This window comes from Mycobacterium sp. ZZG, from assembly GCF_054786995.1.
In genome coordinates, this window is sequence record NZ_JBTBFV010000040.1 from 18208 (window position 1) to 31561 (window position 13354).

At 70.3% G+C, this 13354-nt stretch carries 15 protein-coding genes and 1 pseudogene; 10 read left to right on the top strand and 6 right to left on the bottom strand.

Going from position 1 to position 13354, the window contains the following annotated elements:
- The first annotated feature begins 66 nt into the window (after positions 1–66).
- Positions 67–321, top strand: a complete 255-nt coding sequence (locus ACXMYJ_RS20135) for a hypothetical protein (RefSeq protein WP_260755942.1) — start codon at positions 67–69, stop codon at positions 319–321.
- Positions 322–336: 15 nt separating this feature from the next.
- On the opposite strand, the gene ACXMYJ_RS20140 is transcribed toward ACXMYJ_RS20135, so the two are convergent.
- Positions 337–1038, bottom strand: coding sequence for a cutinase family protein (locus ACXMYJ_RS20140; RefSeq protein ID WP_460358673.1), 702 nt, complete (start codon positions 1036–1038; stop codon positions 337–339).
- A gap of 41 nt (positions 1039–1079) precedes the next feature.
- Positions 1080–1358: a hypothetical protein gene (locus ACXMYJ_RS20145; protein WP_460358674.1), complete on the bottom strand. Its 279-nt coding sequence runs from the start codon at positions 1356–1358 to the stop codon at positions 1080–1082.
- A gap of 82 nt (positions 1359–1440) precedes the next feature.
- Here ACXMYJ_RS20145 and ACXMYJ_RS20150 point away from each other — a divergent pair, with 82 nt between their 5' ends.
- The 4 genes and pseudogenes from ACXMYJ_RS20150 to ACXMYJ_RS20165 all read left to right on the top strand — a co-directional run bounded on the left by ACXMYJ_RS20150 (position 1441) and on the right by ACXMYJ_RS20165 (position 4726).
- On the top strand, positions 1441–1998 hold the full coding sequence (locus ACXMYJ_RS20150; protein ID WP_260755945.1) for a type 1 glutamine amidotransferase domain-containing protein: 558 nt from the start codon (positions 1441–1443) through the stop codon (positions 1996–1998).
- 55 nt (positions 1999–2053) lie between these two features.
- Positions 2054–2428: a hypothetical protein gene (locus ACXMYJ_RS20155; RefSeq protein WP_460358675.1), complete on the top strand. Its 375-nt coding sequence runs from the start codon at positions 2054–2056 to the stop codon at positions 2426–2428.
- Between the two features lie 22 nt (positions 2429–2450).
- Positions 2451–3349: pseudogene (locus tag ACXMYJ_RS20160) on the top strand (ribonuclease Z).
- A 183-nt stretch (positions 3350–3532) separates the two neighbouring features.
- The gene (locus ACXMYJ_RS20165; RefSeq protein ID WP_460358684.1) at positions 3533–4726 is read left to right on the top strand and encodes an MFS transporter; all 1194 of its coding nucleotides are present in this window, start codon (positions 3533–3535) and stop codon (positions 4724–4726) included.
- Here ACXMYJ_RS20165 and ACXMYJ_RS20170 read toward each other — a convergent pair.
- Complete coding sequence (locus tag ACXMYJ_RS20170) at positions 4719–5855, bottom strand: glycoside hydrolase 5 family protein (protein ID WP_460358685.1); 1137 nt, start codon at positions 5853–5855, stop codon at positions 4719–4721. The two genes, ACXMYJ_RS20165 and ACXMYJ_RS20170, sit on opposite strands and share 8 nt — an antisense overlap.
- A 327-nt stretch (positions 5856–6182) precedes the next feature.
- On the opposite strand from ACXMYJ_RS20170, the gene ACXMYJ_RS20175 reads away from it, so the two are divergent.
- From ACXMYJ_RS20175 to ACXMYJ_RS20195, 5 genes are read left to right on the top strand one after another with little or no spacing between them, the layout of a single operon-like run.
- Complete coding sequence (locus ACXMYJ_RS20175; RefSeq protein WP_460358676.1) at positions 6183–7808, top strand: PP2C family protein-serine/threonine phosphatase; 1626 nt, start codon at positions 6183–6185, stop codon at positions 7806–7808.
- Positions 7805–8872: a cobalamin B12-binding domain-containing protein gene (locus ACXMYJ_RS20180; protein WP_260755950.1), complete on the top strand. Its 1068-nt coding sequence runs from the start codon at positions 7805–7807 to the stop codon at positions 8870–8872. The genes ACXMYJ_RS20175 and ACXMYJ_RS20180 overlap by 4 nt, the downstream gene beginning before the upstream one ends.
- Complete coding sequence (locus tag ACXMYJ_RS20185; protein ID WP_260755951.1) at positions 8869–9219, top strand: STAS domain-containing protein; 351 nt, start codon at positions 8869–8871, stop codon at positions 9217–9219. The genes ACXMYJ_RS20180 and ACXMYJ_RS20185 overlap by 4 nt, the downstream gene beginning before the upstream one ends.
- Before the next feature lie 38 nt (positions 9220–9257).
- The gene (locus ACXMYJ_RS20190) at positions 9258–10250 is read left to right on the top strand and encodes an NAD-dependent epimerase/dehydratase family protein (RefSeq protein ID WP_460358677.1); all 993 of its coding nucleotides are present in this window, start codon (positions 9258–9260) and stop codon (positions 10248–10250) included.
- Positions 10250–10930, top strand: coding sequence for an alpha/beta hydrolase (locus tag ACXMYJ_RS20195; protein ID WP_260755953.1), 681 nt, complete (start codon positions 10250–10252; stop codon positions 10928–10930). Before ACXMYJ_RS20190 ends, ACXMYJ_RS20195 begins: the two co-directional genes overlap by 1 nt.
- A 12-nt stretch (positions 10931–10942) precedes the next feature.
- On the opposite strand, the gene ACXMYJ_RS20200 is transcribed toward ACXMYJ_RS20195, so the two are convergent.
- From ACXMYJ_RS20200 to ACXMYJ_RS20210, 3 genes are all read right to left on the bottom strand, one after another.
- Complete coding sequence (locus tag ACXMYJ_RS20200; RefSeq protein WP_460358686.1) at positions 10943–11326, bottom strand: acyl-CoA thioesterase; 384 nt, start codon at positions 11324–11326, stop codon at positions 10943–10945.
- A 71-nt stretch (positions 11327–11397) separates the two neighbouring features.
- Positions 11398–12705: a hydroxyacid-oxoacid transhydrogenase gene (locus tag ACXMYJ_RS20205; RefSeq protein WP_460358678.1), complete on the bottom strand. Its 1308-nt coding sequence runs from the start codon at positions 12703–12705 to the stop codon at positions 11398–11400.
- Positions 12702–13352 (bottom strand): TetR/AcrR family transcriptional regulator, encoded by a 651-nt coding sequence (locus ACXMYJ_RS20210; protein ID WP_260755955.1) that lies wholly within the window; start codon positions 13350–13352, stop codon positions 12702–12704. Before ACXMYJ_RS20210 ends, ACXMYJ_RS20205 begins: the two co-directional genes overlap by 4 nt.
- Positions 13353–13354: the final 2 nt, after the last annotated feature.

The following is a 13354-nucleotide window of genomic DNA, read 5'->3' on the forward strand; positions in this document are numbered from 1 at the left end:
TCTTTGATGCCCAATTCCCGCACGTCCAAACGTTTGTCCTGATCGGCGGTGGGAACCCCGCGCACCATGAGCATCTGCGACACCTGCGGCAACGACTACGACAAGGCCTTCACCGTGACGTTCCACGACGGGCGGAACGCGACGTTCGACAGTGTCGAGTGTGCGGCGGCTGCGCTGGCCCCAGAGTGCGGGCACTGCGGCTGCCGCATCCTCGGCCACGGGATCGAGACCGACGAAGGCATCTTCTGCTGCGCCCACTGCGCCCGCAAGGACACCAACGCCGACGTCAACGACCGCTATCCGGTTCCCGCCGGCGGGTGACCCCCGGCCGGGGCGTCAGAGCCGGCCCGCCGCGAATGCCGCGCCCTCGTTGGTCATTCCGTTGACCTGGTAAAGGGCGTGCGCGAAGTTCGGTCCGCCGTCCGGCGCGCCGTCACAGATGGTGTCACCGGGGGCACACAGCTGAATCGTCTTGTCGGCGTACAGCGGCCCCACGGTGATGGCCGGGGCGCCGAACTTCTGCAGGAAAGGAGCCGACGGCGTGCCGAAAAGCACCACGGCAGCGACGCGTTCGGCGACCTCCGGCGGCAACGGGGCCGGAGCCGCCGCGGCGGGCACCGAGTCGGGCACCCGGTCGGAGGTCGCGAAGCCCGAGACCACCGCGCCCTGCGAGAAGCCGCCGAGCACCAGGCGGGTGTCGGGACAGTCGACCGACATGGTCTGCAGCCGGTTGCCCGCGTCGCGGATACCGTCGATGACCGTCTGGGCGAACGCGACGCGATCGCCGAAATTGTTGGCCGCGGGGTAGTTCACCGCGTACACGCCGACAGAGCGGGGGCAGGCCTGGGCCCGCAGCGAATCGACGAACGCCTGGCCGACCCCGCCCACGCCCGGCGCTTCACTGGTACCGCGGGCGAACACCACCTCGACATCGGGGCACGCCTGGGCCGCCGCCCCCGGTGACCCCGGCCCTGCAATCGCTGTGAACGCACCCATGACGGCCGCACCGGCGATACCTGCTACTCGACTCATTCTCATGATGTGGTCAGTACCACCGGCTTCGGCCGGTCAAACGGTGGTCACTGCCCCTGGTGCGGTGTGGGGCTCTGCGGGGACTCCCACTTCGACTCAAGCGCCCGCGTCACCCGGGTGTGCCCGGGCAGCTCCACGTCGAATGTCTGACCGTCGTCGGCCTCCAGCGTGAGCAGCAATCCCTCGTCGGAGGATGCGCCGTTCGGGTCGATGTGCACGACCTTGTACTGGCAGTCCTGCGCGTCGGGGGCATCCGGCAGCGGCAACGAGATGAGGTCTCCTGGCGCGACCGAGTCAAGACGGTCGCCGTCTGGCTGGGCAGTCATAGGACAGACCGTACGCGGCAGGCCCGCGGTTCGATCGCCGGCCAATGGGTATCGCTGCCTGCGAGCGAGAGGAGTACATGGCATGCCGAATGAGCTGCAGGGCCGCAAGGTTGCTTTCCTGGCCACCGACGGGGTGGAGAAGGTGGAGCTGGAACGGCCCCGTGAGGCGGTCCACAATGCCGGTGGCACAGTCGAATTGCTGTCGACCAAGGACGGCGAGATCGATGCGCGCAATCACGATCTGGAACCGGCGGGCACGGTCCCGGTGGATCGCGTCGTCGACGGTGCGCGGGTGGACGAGTACGACGCGCTGGTGCTGCCCGGCGGGACGGTCAACGGGGACAAACTGCGGCTGAGCGCGGCAGCGGTCGCGTTCGTGGGCGACTTCGTCCGCTCCGGCAAACCGGTGGCGGCGATCTGTCACGGCCCGTGGGCACTCGTCGAAGCCGACGTCGTCCGGGGCCGCACGCTGACGTCGTACCCGAGCCTGCGCACCGACCTGCGCAACGCCGGCGCCACGGTCGTCGACCAGCAGGTGTGCATCGACGGCAACCTGATCACCAGCCGGTCCCCGAAGGATCTCGACGCGTTCTGTCAGGCCATCACCGACCGGTTCGCGAACACACCTGCCCACACCTGAGCCGCGGCGTTAACCTGGAGGTCATTACCCGGCGTCCGACATATGGGGAGTGCCGATGAACCCGATATCCACGGCCTATCGAGGCCTCACCAAGGTCGCCGACGCCACCACCGCCGTGACGGGTGCCGTCGGCGGGGCCGCCGTCAACGGCATGGTCGGCGGCGTGCAGGGAGCGGCCACCGGCGTCCGTGCCGGCCTGAGTAGCGGCAGTCAGTCCTCCGCCGCCGCGGCGTTGACGCTCGGCGCGATCGGCGCGGCCGGACTGGTCGAATGGCCCGTGCTTCTCACCGTGGGCGGGGCGGCGTTGGTGATACACCAACTGGGCCATCGCACCGAGGAAGCGACGGCCGCCCAACAGGATGGGTCGTCGCCGCCCCGGAAGTCGACCACCCGCAAGGCGACGACCGCGCGGCGCGCCCGCTCTCGGTGACAGGGGGGCGACCGGCAGAGAACTGGTCGTCCTCGGCACCGCCAGCCAGGTCCCCACCCGGCATCGCCACCACAACGGTTACCTGCTGCGCTGGGACGACGAGGGGCTGCTCTTCGATCCCGGTGAGGGAACCCAGCGGCAGATGCTGCTCGCCGGTGTGCCGGTCTCGGCCGTGACCCGGCTGTGCCTGACCCATTTCCACGGCGACCACTGCCTCGGCGTGCCGGGCGTGATCCAGCGGCTGTCGCTGGACGGGGTCACGCGGCCCGTGGAGGCCAGCTACCCCGCCTCGGGGCGCGAGTACTTCGCGCGGCTGCGGCACGCCAGCGCCTTCCACGACGTCACCGACATCCGGGAGAACCCGGTGTCGACCGACGGCGTGATCGCCGCCGGGCCGTTCGGCCGCCTGGAGGCCCGCCGGCTGGACCACCCCGTGGAGGCCATCGGCTACCGACTCGTCGAGGGCGACCGGCCGCAGTTTCGGCGGGAGCTGTTGGAGCACTTCGGCATCACCGGACCGGCCGTCGGGGAGCTGCAGCGCGCCGGTGTCCTCGAGACCGGCGCGGGTCGGTGCGACTGGCCGATGTCACCCGGCTCCGGCGCGGACAGCGCTTCGCCTTCGTGATGGACACCCGGCTGTGTGACGCGGTCTACGCGCTCGCCGACGGCGCTGACCTCCTCGTCATCGAAGCGACCTTCCTGGAGCGCGACGCCGACCTGGCCGCCCGCCACGGCCACCTGACCGTCAGGCAGGCCGCGGGGGTGGCCGCCGACTGCGGCGTGCGGCGTCTGGTGCTCACCCATTTTTCGCAGCGCTACCCCGACACCGACGAGCACCGGCACGAGGCACGGGAGGTGTTCGACGGCGATCTCGTCATCGCCGAGGAACTGACCCGGATTGAGGTGCCCCGGCGCGGGTAGCCGTGAGGACGACCCGGACGTGCCCACCGGCTGAACAGCCCGACCGACGATTCGGCGGCACAAATATCGCTGTGCTATGCATATTTGGTGCCCACCCGCCATGACCAGCGCCGGTGTGCGCCGGCGGCAGGTCGGCGCCCCGATCTGACCACCCGGCTGCCCGCACGCAACGCGCTCGGGTTGATGTTCGACCCCGTCTTCGGCGCGCTGTTCTGGGGCAAGATGTTCGCCGTCGTGGCGGTGTGGACGCACGGCATCGTCGCCGCCATCGTGATGTACGACGCCACGCGATCGGCGCTGATGGTGGGCATGGTCGGCGTGGTGCAGTTCGCACCGCAACTGATCCTGAGCCCGACGAGCGGTAAGTGGGCCGACACCGGGAACCCGGCGCGTCAGATCCTGCTCGGCCGCGTGCTCTGCATGGCCGGTTCCGGTTCCGTCGCGGCGTGGATGTTCATCCAGCCCGAGCTGACGGGGATGGGCGCGGCTCTTCCCGTGCTGGTCGGGACCACGCTGGTCGGCTTCGGGTTCGTCGTCGGCGGGCCGGCAATGCAGTCGATCGTGCCGACGCTCATCCGGGACGGCGAGCTGTCGACCGCGATGGCGCTCAACAGCATGCCGATGACGATCGGACGGATCATCGGCCCGGCGGCCGGCGCCTACCTCGCCGCGCACATCGGACCGGCGACGGCGTTCGCGGTCAGCACGGTGCTGCATTTGGTGTTCGCGCTGTTCCTGCTCGCCGTGCGTTTCCCGGCCCCGCCACAGCGGCGCTCGGGCACCGACTACCGCGTACGGGTCGCCGTGCGCTACGTGTTCGGCGACCGCCCGCTGCTGCTGGCCCTGCTCGCGGTCACGACCGTCGGCATCGTGTCCGACCCGTCCATCACGTTAACCCCGTCGATCACCGACGCGCTCGGCGGCGATGCCTCAATGGTGGGGACGTTGTCGGCGGTGTTCGGGGTCGGCGCCGCGGTCGGGATGATCGCGCTGGCGCTGCTGCGCGGCCGTATCGCCTCGGCGACGGTGTCGTCGATCGGGATGGCCACCCTGGGTCTCGGCAGTGCGGTCCTGGCGGCCGCCGTGCACCCCTGGTTGGCGTTCGTCGGCTTCGTGATCTCCGGTTTCGGGTTCGGCTGCGCGTTGACCGGGCTGGGCACCGTCGTACAGGAACGCGCGCCCGAGGAGTTACGCGGGCGGATCATGGCGCTGTGGCTGGTCGGCTTCCTCGGCTCGCGCCCGATCGCCGCGGCGGTGCTCGGCGGCACCGCCGACGCGCTGAACGTGTACGCGGCATTCGGTGTCGCGGCGGCCCTGGCCGTGGTGGTGACGGTGCTGTGCCGGCCGGCGAAACTGGTCGGACCACTCCCTAGTTAGGGCGGCGACGTCCGGTCAACTCCGCGATGGTGTTGATCTCGCTGTCCCGGTACGGGGTGCCGTCGGTCTTCAACAGATCGTGAAACCACACTCCGGGCGGTCCGGGAACCGGCCGGTCCCACGAGTCCCACGGCAGGAAGGTCTGGGTCTTGCCCGCGACGAAGCCCCAGGTGAACGCGCCGACATTGCGTCGCTTGGTGATCGGCAGGATCGACTCCACGGTGCTGTTCAGCGTGCGGGCCATGTACTCGGTGCACAGCATCGGGCGCCCGATCGGCGTCAGTTCCTCCAGCCGCGCCTCGAAGCCCTTGGGGTCGGCATAGCTGTGGAAGGTGATCACGTCGGACAGGTCGAGCTGGATCCGGTTGATCTCGTTGCGGCGCGCCGGATCTCCCCATTCGCCGTCCCAGACTCCGCTGGTCAGCGGTTGGATCGGGTCGACCGAGCGGGCCCAACCGAAGACCTGCGGCAGCAGTTCGGCCACCCGCTCCACCTTGTCCCTGCGTTCGACGTCCTTGTACGCGTCAGCGGGGTTGTCGGGCTCGTTCCACAGGTCCCAGCCCAGGACCCGCCGGTCGTGCCGGAACTGGCTGAGCACCCCCACCACGTAGTCCCTCATGACGCGGTGGTGCCGCGGATCGCTGAGGTGGTCGGCGCCGGGACTCTGCACCCAGCCCGAGTTGTGCACGCCCGGTGTCGGGTTGCGCTGCTGCCCCAGCCGCGGGTGCGGATCCCAGCAGGAGTCGAACAGCACGAACAACGGCTTGATGCCGTGGTGAGCCGCGATGTCGACGAACCGGGCCAGCCGCCGCTGGAACCCGACCCGGTCCTGCACCCACAGCAGGTCGTGCAGGAATACGCGAACGGTGTTGAGCCCGATCAGCTTTGCCATGCGCAGCTCGGTGTCGATGCGCCGCGGATCGAAGGTGCCCGGCTGGAACATCTCGAGCTGATTGATCGCGTTGGCCGGGATGAAGTTCGCGCCGACGAGCCAGCCCTGCGCCCGGTGCCACCGGTGTGCCTGGTCGGGCGACCACCGCGCCAGCTCCGCCGACGCGCGGGGCACGCTCGTCAGCACGGCGCCCGCGGCCAGTACGGCGGGCAATTTGAGCGCAGAGCGACGATCCAGCAGGGCTTCAGACGGCAACGTGCAATCCTTCGGTGCGAAGATCGGTGATTCGCCGCCGGACCACGCTGCAACGTCGATGAGAGCGTGTCGGGCAAGTCGACGACCGCCTGTGTATCGACGCCCCCGGCGAGCCCGTTACAGCCGCAGGTCATGCCGTGAATTCGGGACCTCAACGCACAGAACCTATTTCGCTGAATGGATAGCGGTGTCCACCGTGATTGACGGTCGCGAAAGCCGGTGTCCTGAGAACCGCGAGTCGACATTGCCCGCCCGACTGCTTAAGGTCGGAAGATGGCCGACTTCGTTCGGTCTGTGTGAGGAGGCACTATGGGGGAGAGCACACCCCTGGACATCGCCTCGGAGTACCACGCAGCCTGGGGATCGGTTCCCCACCCAGTGCTCGTTGTCGACGGGGCCGGAATGGTCCGGACCTCGAGTGAATCCGCGCGAACCGTGTTGCCGGAGCTCATCTCCGGCGGTGCGCTCGAAGACGTGGCACCGGCATGGCTGGCAGGCGCGCATCATCGCCTGGCCAAAGTGTCCGGAAGTGTGGACGGGCGGGAGTTCGAGGCGCACCCGACGACGTTGCCCGGTGGCGAGGTCGCCTGGTGGCTGGTCGAAGATTCCGCCCGCTCGGCCCGGGAAGCACGGCAGGCGCTGACGGTGGAACGGGAACGCGCGGCGTTCCTCGACGATGCGTCCGCGGTGCTGATGGCCTCGCTGAACATCGACCGTTGCATGGAGGCGACCGTCCAGATGGCCGCACGCCACCTCGCCGACGCCGCTGTCCTCGTCGCCCCCAGCTCCGGTGGGCGCGTCCCCGTCGTGTGCAGCGGGCCCGACGGCGCCGCGGCGCACCGCGGCGTCGAGGCCGACCCCGCCGACGTGGCCGGGCTCTCCGAAGCCCTGCGCGGATTCCCACCGGTCCCGTCGCGGTGGATCGACCCCACTTCCGTTCCCGATTGGCTTGTGCCCGAAGACTTTCCAGGTCCGGTCGGCTCCGTGGTGATCACCCCGCTGCCCGGTCACGGCGTCCCGGCCGGGGCGCTGGTCCTGTTGCGGCGCTCCTCGCAGACGGCGTTCAGTGAGGGCGAAGAGGTGTTCGCCCGGCTGTTCGCGGCCCGCGCCGGTGCGGCGCTGTCGGCGGCTCGGCTCTACGCCGAGCAGTCCGCGATCACGCGCACCCTCATGGAGGAGCTGCTGCCGCCCCGCCTGCACCGCCTTGAGGGCGTCGAGCTCGCCGGCGGCTACCGCGCTTCGGAAGACCATGAGGCCATCGGCGGTGACTTCTACGACGTGCACGTCGGGGCCACGCCCGAGGACGAGACGCTGGTGGTCCTCGGCGACGTCTGCGGCAAGGGACTCGAAGCCGCCGTGCTGACCGGCAAGATCCGCAACACGCTGATGGCGCTGGCACCGCTGGCCGAAGACCACGCCGGGGTACTCAAGCTGCTCAACAGTGCGTTGCTCTCGGTGGAGAGCACCCGGTTCGTCACGCTGGTGATGGCCTCGGTGTCGCGCCGCGACGGGCAGGTGGTGCTGCGTCTGACCTGTGCCGGACATCTGGCCCCGCTGATCGTGCGCACCGACGGCCGTGTGGAGGAGGCCGACACCCGCGGCACGCTGGTCGGCGTGATGCCGCAGATCAAGGCCCGCACCGTGGAAACCACCCTGGCCCCCGGCGAGACCTGCCTGCTCTACACCGACGGCGTCACCGAGGCCCGCGGCGGACCGCTCGGCACCGACATGTTCGGCGAGGAGCGGTTGTCCACAGTGCTGGCGGAATGCGCGGGTCTGCCCGCCGAGGCCGTCGTCGAGCGCGTCATGATGCTCACCAGCCAGTGGGTGAGTCACCGCGCCCACGACGACATCGCCGTGGTCGCCATCACCGCGCCGCGCCGCACGCATCTGAGCGCGGTCGACGGTCACACCGCTGGGAGGTACACCGCGTGAGCGACCGCACCTCTCGCGCCCGTGAACAACTCTGGGCTGCGGCGCTCGACGGTGACGAGTACACCGCGTCGTCGGTCGTGCTGGCCGCGGTCGACGACGGTATGACGGGCGAAGAGGTGCTGCTCGACGTCATCGCGCCGGTGCAGCGTCGGGTCGGCGCCGAATGGGCGGCCAACCGCATCACCGTCGCCCAGGAGCACGCCGCGACCGCGATCAACGACCGCGCGATCGCCGCGCTGTCAAACCATCCGGCCTGCGCATCCAGCGGCGGCGCCGGCCGGGTGACAGTGGCCTGCGTGGACGGCGAATGGCACGCCCTGCCGGCGCGCCTGCTCGCCGAGGTGCTGAAGCTGCGCGGGTGGCACGTCGACTTCCTCGGCGCCCAGGTCCCCACCCCGCATCTGATCGCCCACCTGCACCAGCACGGCCCCGATGCGGTCGCACTGTCCTGCATGATCCCGACCCGGCTGCCCACCGCGCACGCCGCGATCACCGCATGCCAGGCCGCCGGTGTGGCCGTGCTCGCCGGCGGCGCCGCGTTCGGCGCGGACGGGCGTTTCGCCCGCCGCCTCGGCGCCGACGCGTGGGCCGCGGACGCCCGCAGCGCGGCCGCCCTGCTCGGGGACGGCCTGCGCCCGGTCCCGGTCACCGCCACCCACCAACCCGTCGACGACCTGCCCCACCTGGTGGACCAGGAGTACACGATGGTCCGGGACAACAGCGCGCAGTTGATCGCGACCACGGTCCGGGATCTGGAGGACCGCTTCCCGGCAATGCGCGACTACACCGAGGCGCAGCGCCAGCACACCCTCGAGGACATCGCCCACATCGTCGAATTCCTCACCACCGCGCTGTACGTCGACGACGACGAACTGTTCGTCGGGTTCATCACCTGGACCGCCGACATCTTGACCGCCCGCGGCGTGCCGGCGGTTTCGCTGCTACCCGCTCTCGAATCACTCGCCGGGCACCTGCCCGAGTTCCCGCGTGCCCAGCGCCTGCTCAAAGCCGCGCACGCATCCGTCCATCACGTTCCCACCGACAACCCCTCACTCTCCGCATGAAACTCACCCTCACCGTCCACACCGCCGACCAGGCGGCCCGCGTCCGCATCGCCGGAGACCTCGACTACGGCTCCACCCCGCTGCTGCTGGACACGGTTTCCGAGGTGCTGCGCCGGGCCTCCGGGCTCACCGATCTCCACCTGGACTTCACCGATCTGGCCTTCTGCGATTCGGCCGGACTGTCCTCCCTGGTGCTGATCTACAGGCGCACCGCCACCGCCGGCCTGCACCTGCACCTCGACCAGCGGCCGGCGCAGCTCGAGCGGATCCTCGACATCACCGGTCTGCTCAACTTCCTCACCACCCCTGCGGCGCAACAGGAGCCCGGCGAGTCCGACATCGGCTGACGCCGTTTTGCCACAGCCGATCCGGGAAACTCACGGGCATGTCTGTGCGCGTCGCGGTGACCGGTCCCACCGGGGAGATCGGCCTGTCCACCATCTCCGCTCTGGAGGACCACCCTGACGTGGAGTCGATCGTCGGGATGGCCCGCCGGCCTTTCGACCCGGCCGAGCACGGCTGGACCAAGACCACCTACCGGCAGGGCGACATCCTCGACCGCGACGCGGTGCACGCGCTGGTCGCCGACGCGGACATGGTGGTCCACCTCGCGTTCATCATCATGGGTTCGCGGGACGAGAGCGCGCGGGTGAATCTGCAGGGCACCCGCAACGTCTTCGAGGCCGCCGTCGCCGAACCCCGCGTCCGGCGACTCGTCTACACCTCGTCGGTCGCCGCCTACGGCTACCACTCCGACAACCCGGTCCCGATCACCGAGGACGTCCCGACGCGCGGCTCACCGGAGCATTACTACTCCGAGCAGAAGGCCGCGTGCGAGGCGGTGCTGGCCGAGGTAACCATCGGGTCGTCGCTTCAGGTGTACATCCTGCGCCCGTGCATCGTCGCGGGCCCCAAGGCGACCGCGCTGGCCGACGCGATGCCCTGGAACCAGCTTCCCGGGACGGTGCGGCGGGTCACGCAGGCGCTGCCGCTGCTCAAGCCGCCCTTCCCCGACCCCGGCACCCCGCTGCAACTGGTGCACCACGACGACGTTGCCTCGGCGATCGCCGCTGCGGTCACCACCGACTCGGCGCCGCCGGGGGCGTACAACATCGCCGGCGAGGGCGTGCTGTCCATGTCGACCGTGGGTGACGCGCTCGGCGCCAGGCCGGTGAAGGTCCCGCACGCCGCGGCCACCGCCTCCTCCGAGGTGATCGCGCGGTTGCCGTTCGTCCCGTCGATCCTGGAATGGCTGCACGCCGGCCGCACCTCCGTGGTGATGGACACCACCAAGGCCAGGGAGCAACTGGGATGGCAGCCCACCTTCACTGGCGCGGAGACACTTCGGGCGCTGGCGAGTGCCGCGGGGAATGCGTGATGGAAACCGCGGAGTACGCGCCGGGGCGCGCGGTCGACCTGTACGGCGACCCGGCGGCGCCGACGGTGCTGCTCTGGCACGGCACCCAGACCGACGCGCGGGCCACCGTCCGGGTGCTCGCGGGTCTTCTCGCCGAGCGGGGCCGGAGTGTGGTTGTCCCGGACTGGGATTCGCACGGCCCCGACGGCGGACGAACGGATCTGCTGGAGTCCGCTCGGTTTGCCTCCTCGTGGTCGCGCAGCCGGGAGCCGCTCACGCTGGCGGGCTGGTCACTCGGCGGTGTCGCGGCGGCCGGCCTCACCGTGGCCGCCGAGAGCCACGGCGTCGCACTTACGCACACCGTGTGCCTGGCGGGGGCCTTCATGGCACGCGACCCGATCTCCGGCGCAGACGTCACCGCACAGCTTGAGAACCCGGCGGCGCGGACACCGTTCACGCTGCTCCATGGCACCGCCGACGACGTCGTTCCCCTATCGGCGAGCCGGACGTTCGCCGCGTCGCTGCAGAATTCCGGTTGGCCCGTGCGGCTGCGGGAGCTCGACGCCGACCACGGCGACATCGCCGGTGCCCGATACGATGCCGCGGCCGACCGGTACGCCCCCGCCGATGATCCGGCGACTGCGCGCACCGCCGCCCAGGTCGCCGATCTCATCACCGCGACACCGGCTCCGGCGGGTTAGCTGCCGTGACGATCACCCTGGCTCCTGGCTGACCACCAGCGCCGTCAGCGCCGACCGTATCCGGTCCGGGATCGGAACTGCTTGCCGCCGTTGACGTTCGACGAAGACATGGACGAAGTGACCATACGCCACCGCGTCCTCGCCGGTGGCCGCGAAGATCGCCACGCCGTAGGTCACCGAACGGTTGGTGAGCCTGTCCACCCGCAACCCGGCCCGCAGGTCATCCGGGTAGGCCACCGGGGCCAGGTACGCGCATTTCGACTCCACCACCAGGCCGATCACCGGTGCGGTGTGGATGTCCAGGCCGCCTTCGTGGATCAGGAAGTGGTTCGCCACGGTGTCGAAGTAGCTGTAGTACGTCACGTTGTTGACATGGCCGTAGACGTCATTGTCCATCCACCGGGTGGTGATCGGCACGAAGTACCGGTAGTCGGCGATGCGGTGGGTCACGGGCGCCGTCGGTTCGCTCACCAGTAGCTCATCGCGTGCCGGAAAGTGTTGGCCAGCAATGCCTTGTCGACATCCAGCGGGGCGTTGCCGAGGAGTCGCTGCTGGGGCCACGCACCCTCGGCGAGGGCGTCGGCGTCGGCCTGGGAGTAGCCGACACCGGCCAGACCGTTGGGCATCCCGACCGCCTGCATGATCGTCACGAGGTGGTCGGCCAGCACGGTCCCGGCGTCGTCGGGCGCGGCCCCGGCAGTGTCCGCCCCGAGGTGCGCTGCCGCGTCGAGGTGCCGCGGCGGGTCCAGCGGCGCGGTGGCCAGGAACGCCGCGGGCGCGTTCAGGATCACCGACATCCCGTGCGGCACAAGGGGTTCGTCGCCAGGGTAGCCGTCGGGGTGAAACCCGCGCACCTGCCCGGCCACGGCGTAGGCCATCGCGTGCGGGATGTGCACTCCCGCGTTGCCGAACGCGATACCCGCCAGCGTCGCCGCCCACATCACCTGCTCGCGGGCCTCCCCGTCGGCGCCGTCGGTGACGGCCCGCTGCAGGTACCGGCCGAGCAGTCGCAGCGCCTCCACGCTGCCCAGGTCGCTCCACGGGTTGGCGCCCTGGCTCATCGGCCGCTGGCTGGGTCTGCCGGGTGCGGCGCGGCGGTGATAGGGCCGCGCGGTGTAGGACTCCAGCGCGTGGGAGAGCACGTCGAGGCCGCTGCAGGCCACCACGTTTGCGGGCAGGGTGTCGGTGCAGTCGGGGTCGACCAGTGCTTCGGTGGGGCGCAGCGCCGGTGAGGCGATGCCGGTCTTGGCCGCCATCGACAGCAGGTCGAAGATCGCGATGCCGGTGACCTCGCTGCCGGTGCCCGAGGTGGTCGGGCACGCGAGGTGCGGCTTCAGCGGGCCCGGAACCGCGGCGCCGGCGCCGACCGGGGCGTTGACGTACTCCAGGAAGTCGGCGGGGTGACTGGCGTAGAGGTTGGCCGCCTTGGCGGTGTCGATGACCGAACCGCCGCCGACGGACACGTAACCGTCCGCGGCCACCTCGGTCGCGAATTCCGCTGCCTGCTTAAAGGATTCGTCGGTGGGTTCGACCCGGACGTCGGTGTAGGCGACGATGTCGATGCCGGCGCCCCGCAGGGACCGCTGCACCGTGTCGAAGATCTCCAGCTCGGCGACCGTCGGGTCGGTGAACAACGCGACCCGCGCGACGCCCAGCGCGTTGACCCGGTCACCGGCCTCACGCAGGCAGCCTCGCCCGAAAGTGATCCGTGACGCGTCGACGGTGAACGCGGTGTCCCCTGCGCCCCCCACACCGTTGTGCTGGCAGCAACTCATCCTGCCGATTGTCCACGACCGCCGCTCACCGATGCCACCGAACGCCGGCCGCGCGGCGACGCGGCGGCGGGCCCCAGCCAGCGGGACAGGAAGGTGCGCAGTTCCGTGCCGGCGTGCGGTGGACTGCCGGGGTCCAGCAGCAGAGAGTGAATCGAGCGCAGCCCGAACTCGGCGAGCTGATCGAGGGCGATTTCGTCGAAACCGTGTGCTTCCCAGTCGACGTCGAGACGGTGCAGCAGCGCCCGGCCGAACGCGCGGGCGGTGTCGGAGGTGATCGACGGGACCGCGCCGCCGCGGCCGCGCTGGTGGAACAGGAACTCGATCGTGTCGTCGTGGGCCAGCGCCTCGACGGCGTACGCAACACCCTCGACCATCGCGGCGGCAGGATCGGTGTACCCGCTCAGGTGCGCGGCGAGCCGGTCGAGGAATCCGTCGGCGGACCGCATCGCGCAGGCCATCAACAGCGCGTCGGTGCTCGGAAAGTACCGGTACACGGTCTGCCGGGTCACGGCGAGTTCACGTGCCACGTCGGCGATGCGCATCGCCGATCCGCGGTCGGCGATGATGGTGTCCGCGGCGTTCAGGATGCGGTCGATCGCCTCCTCGTCGGAGGCGGGCGTGTTACCGCCCCACCCGTGGCTGCGCACGC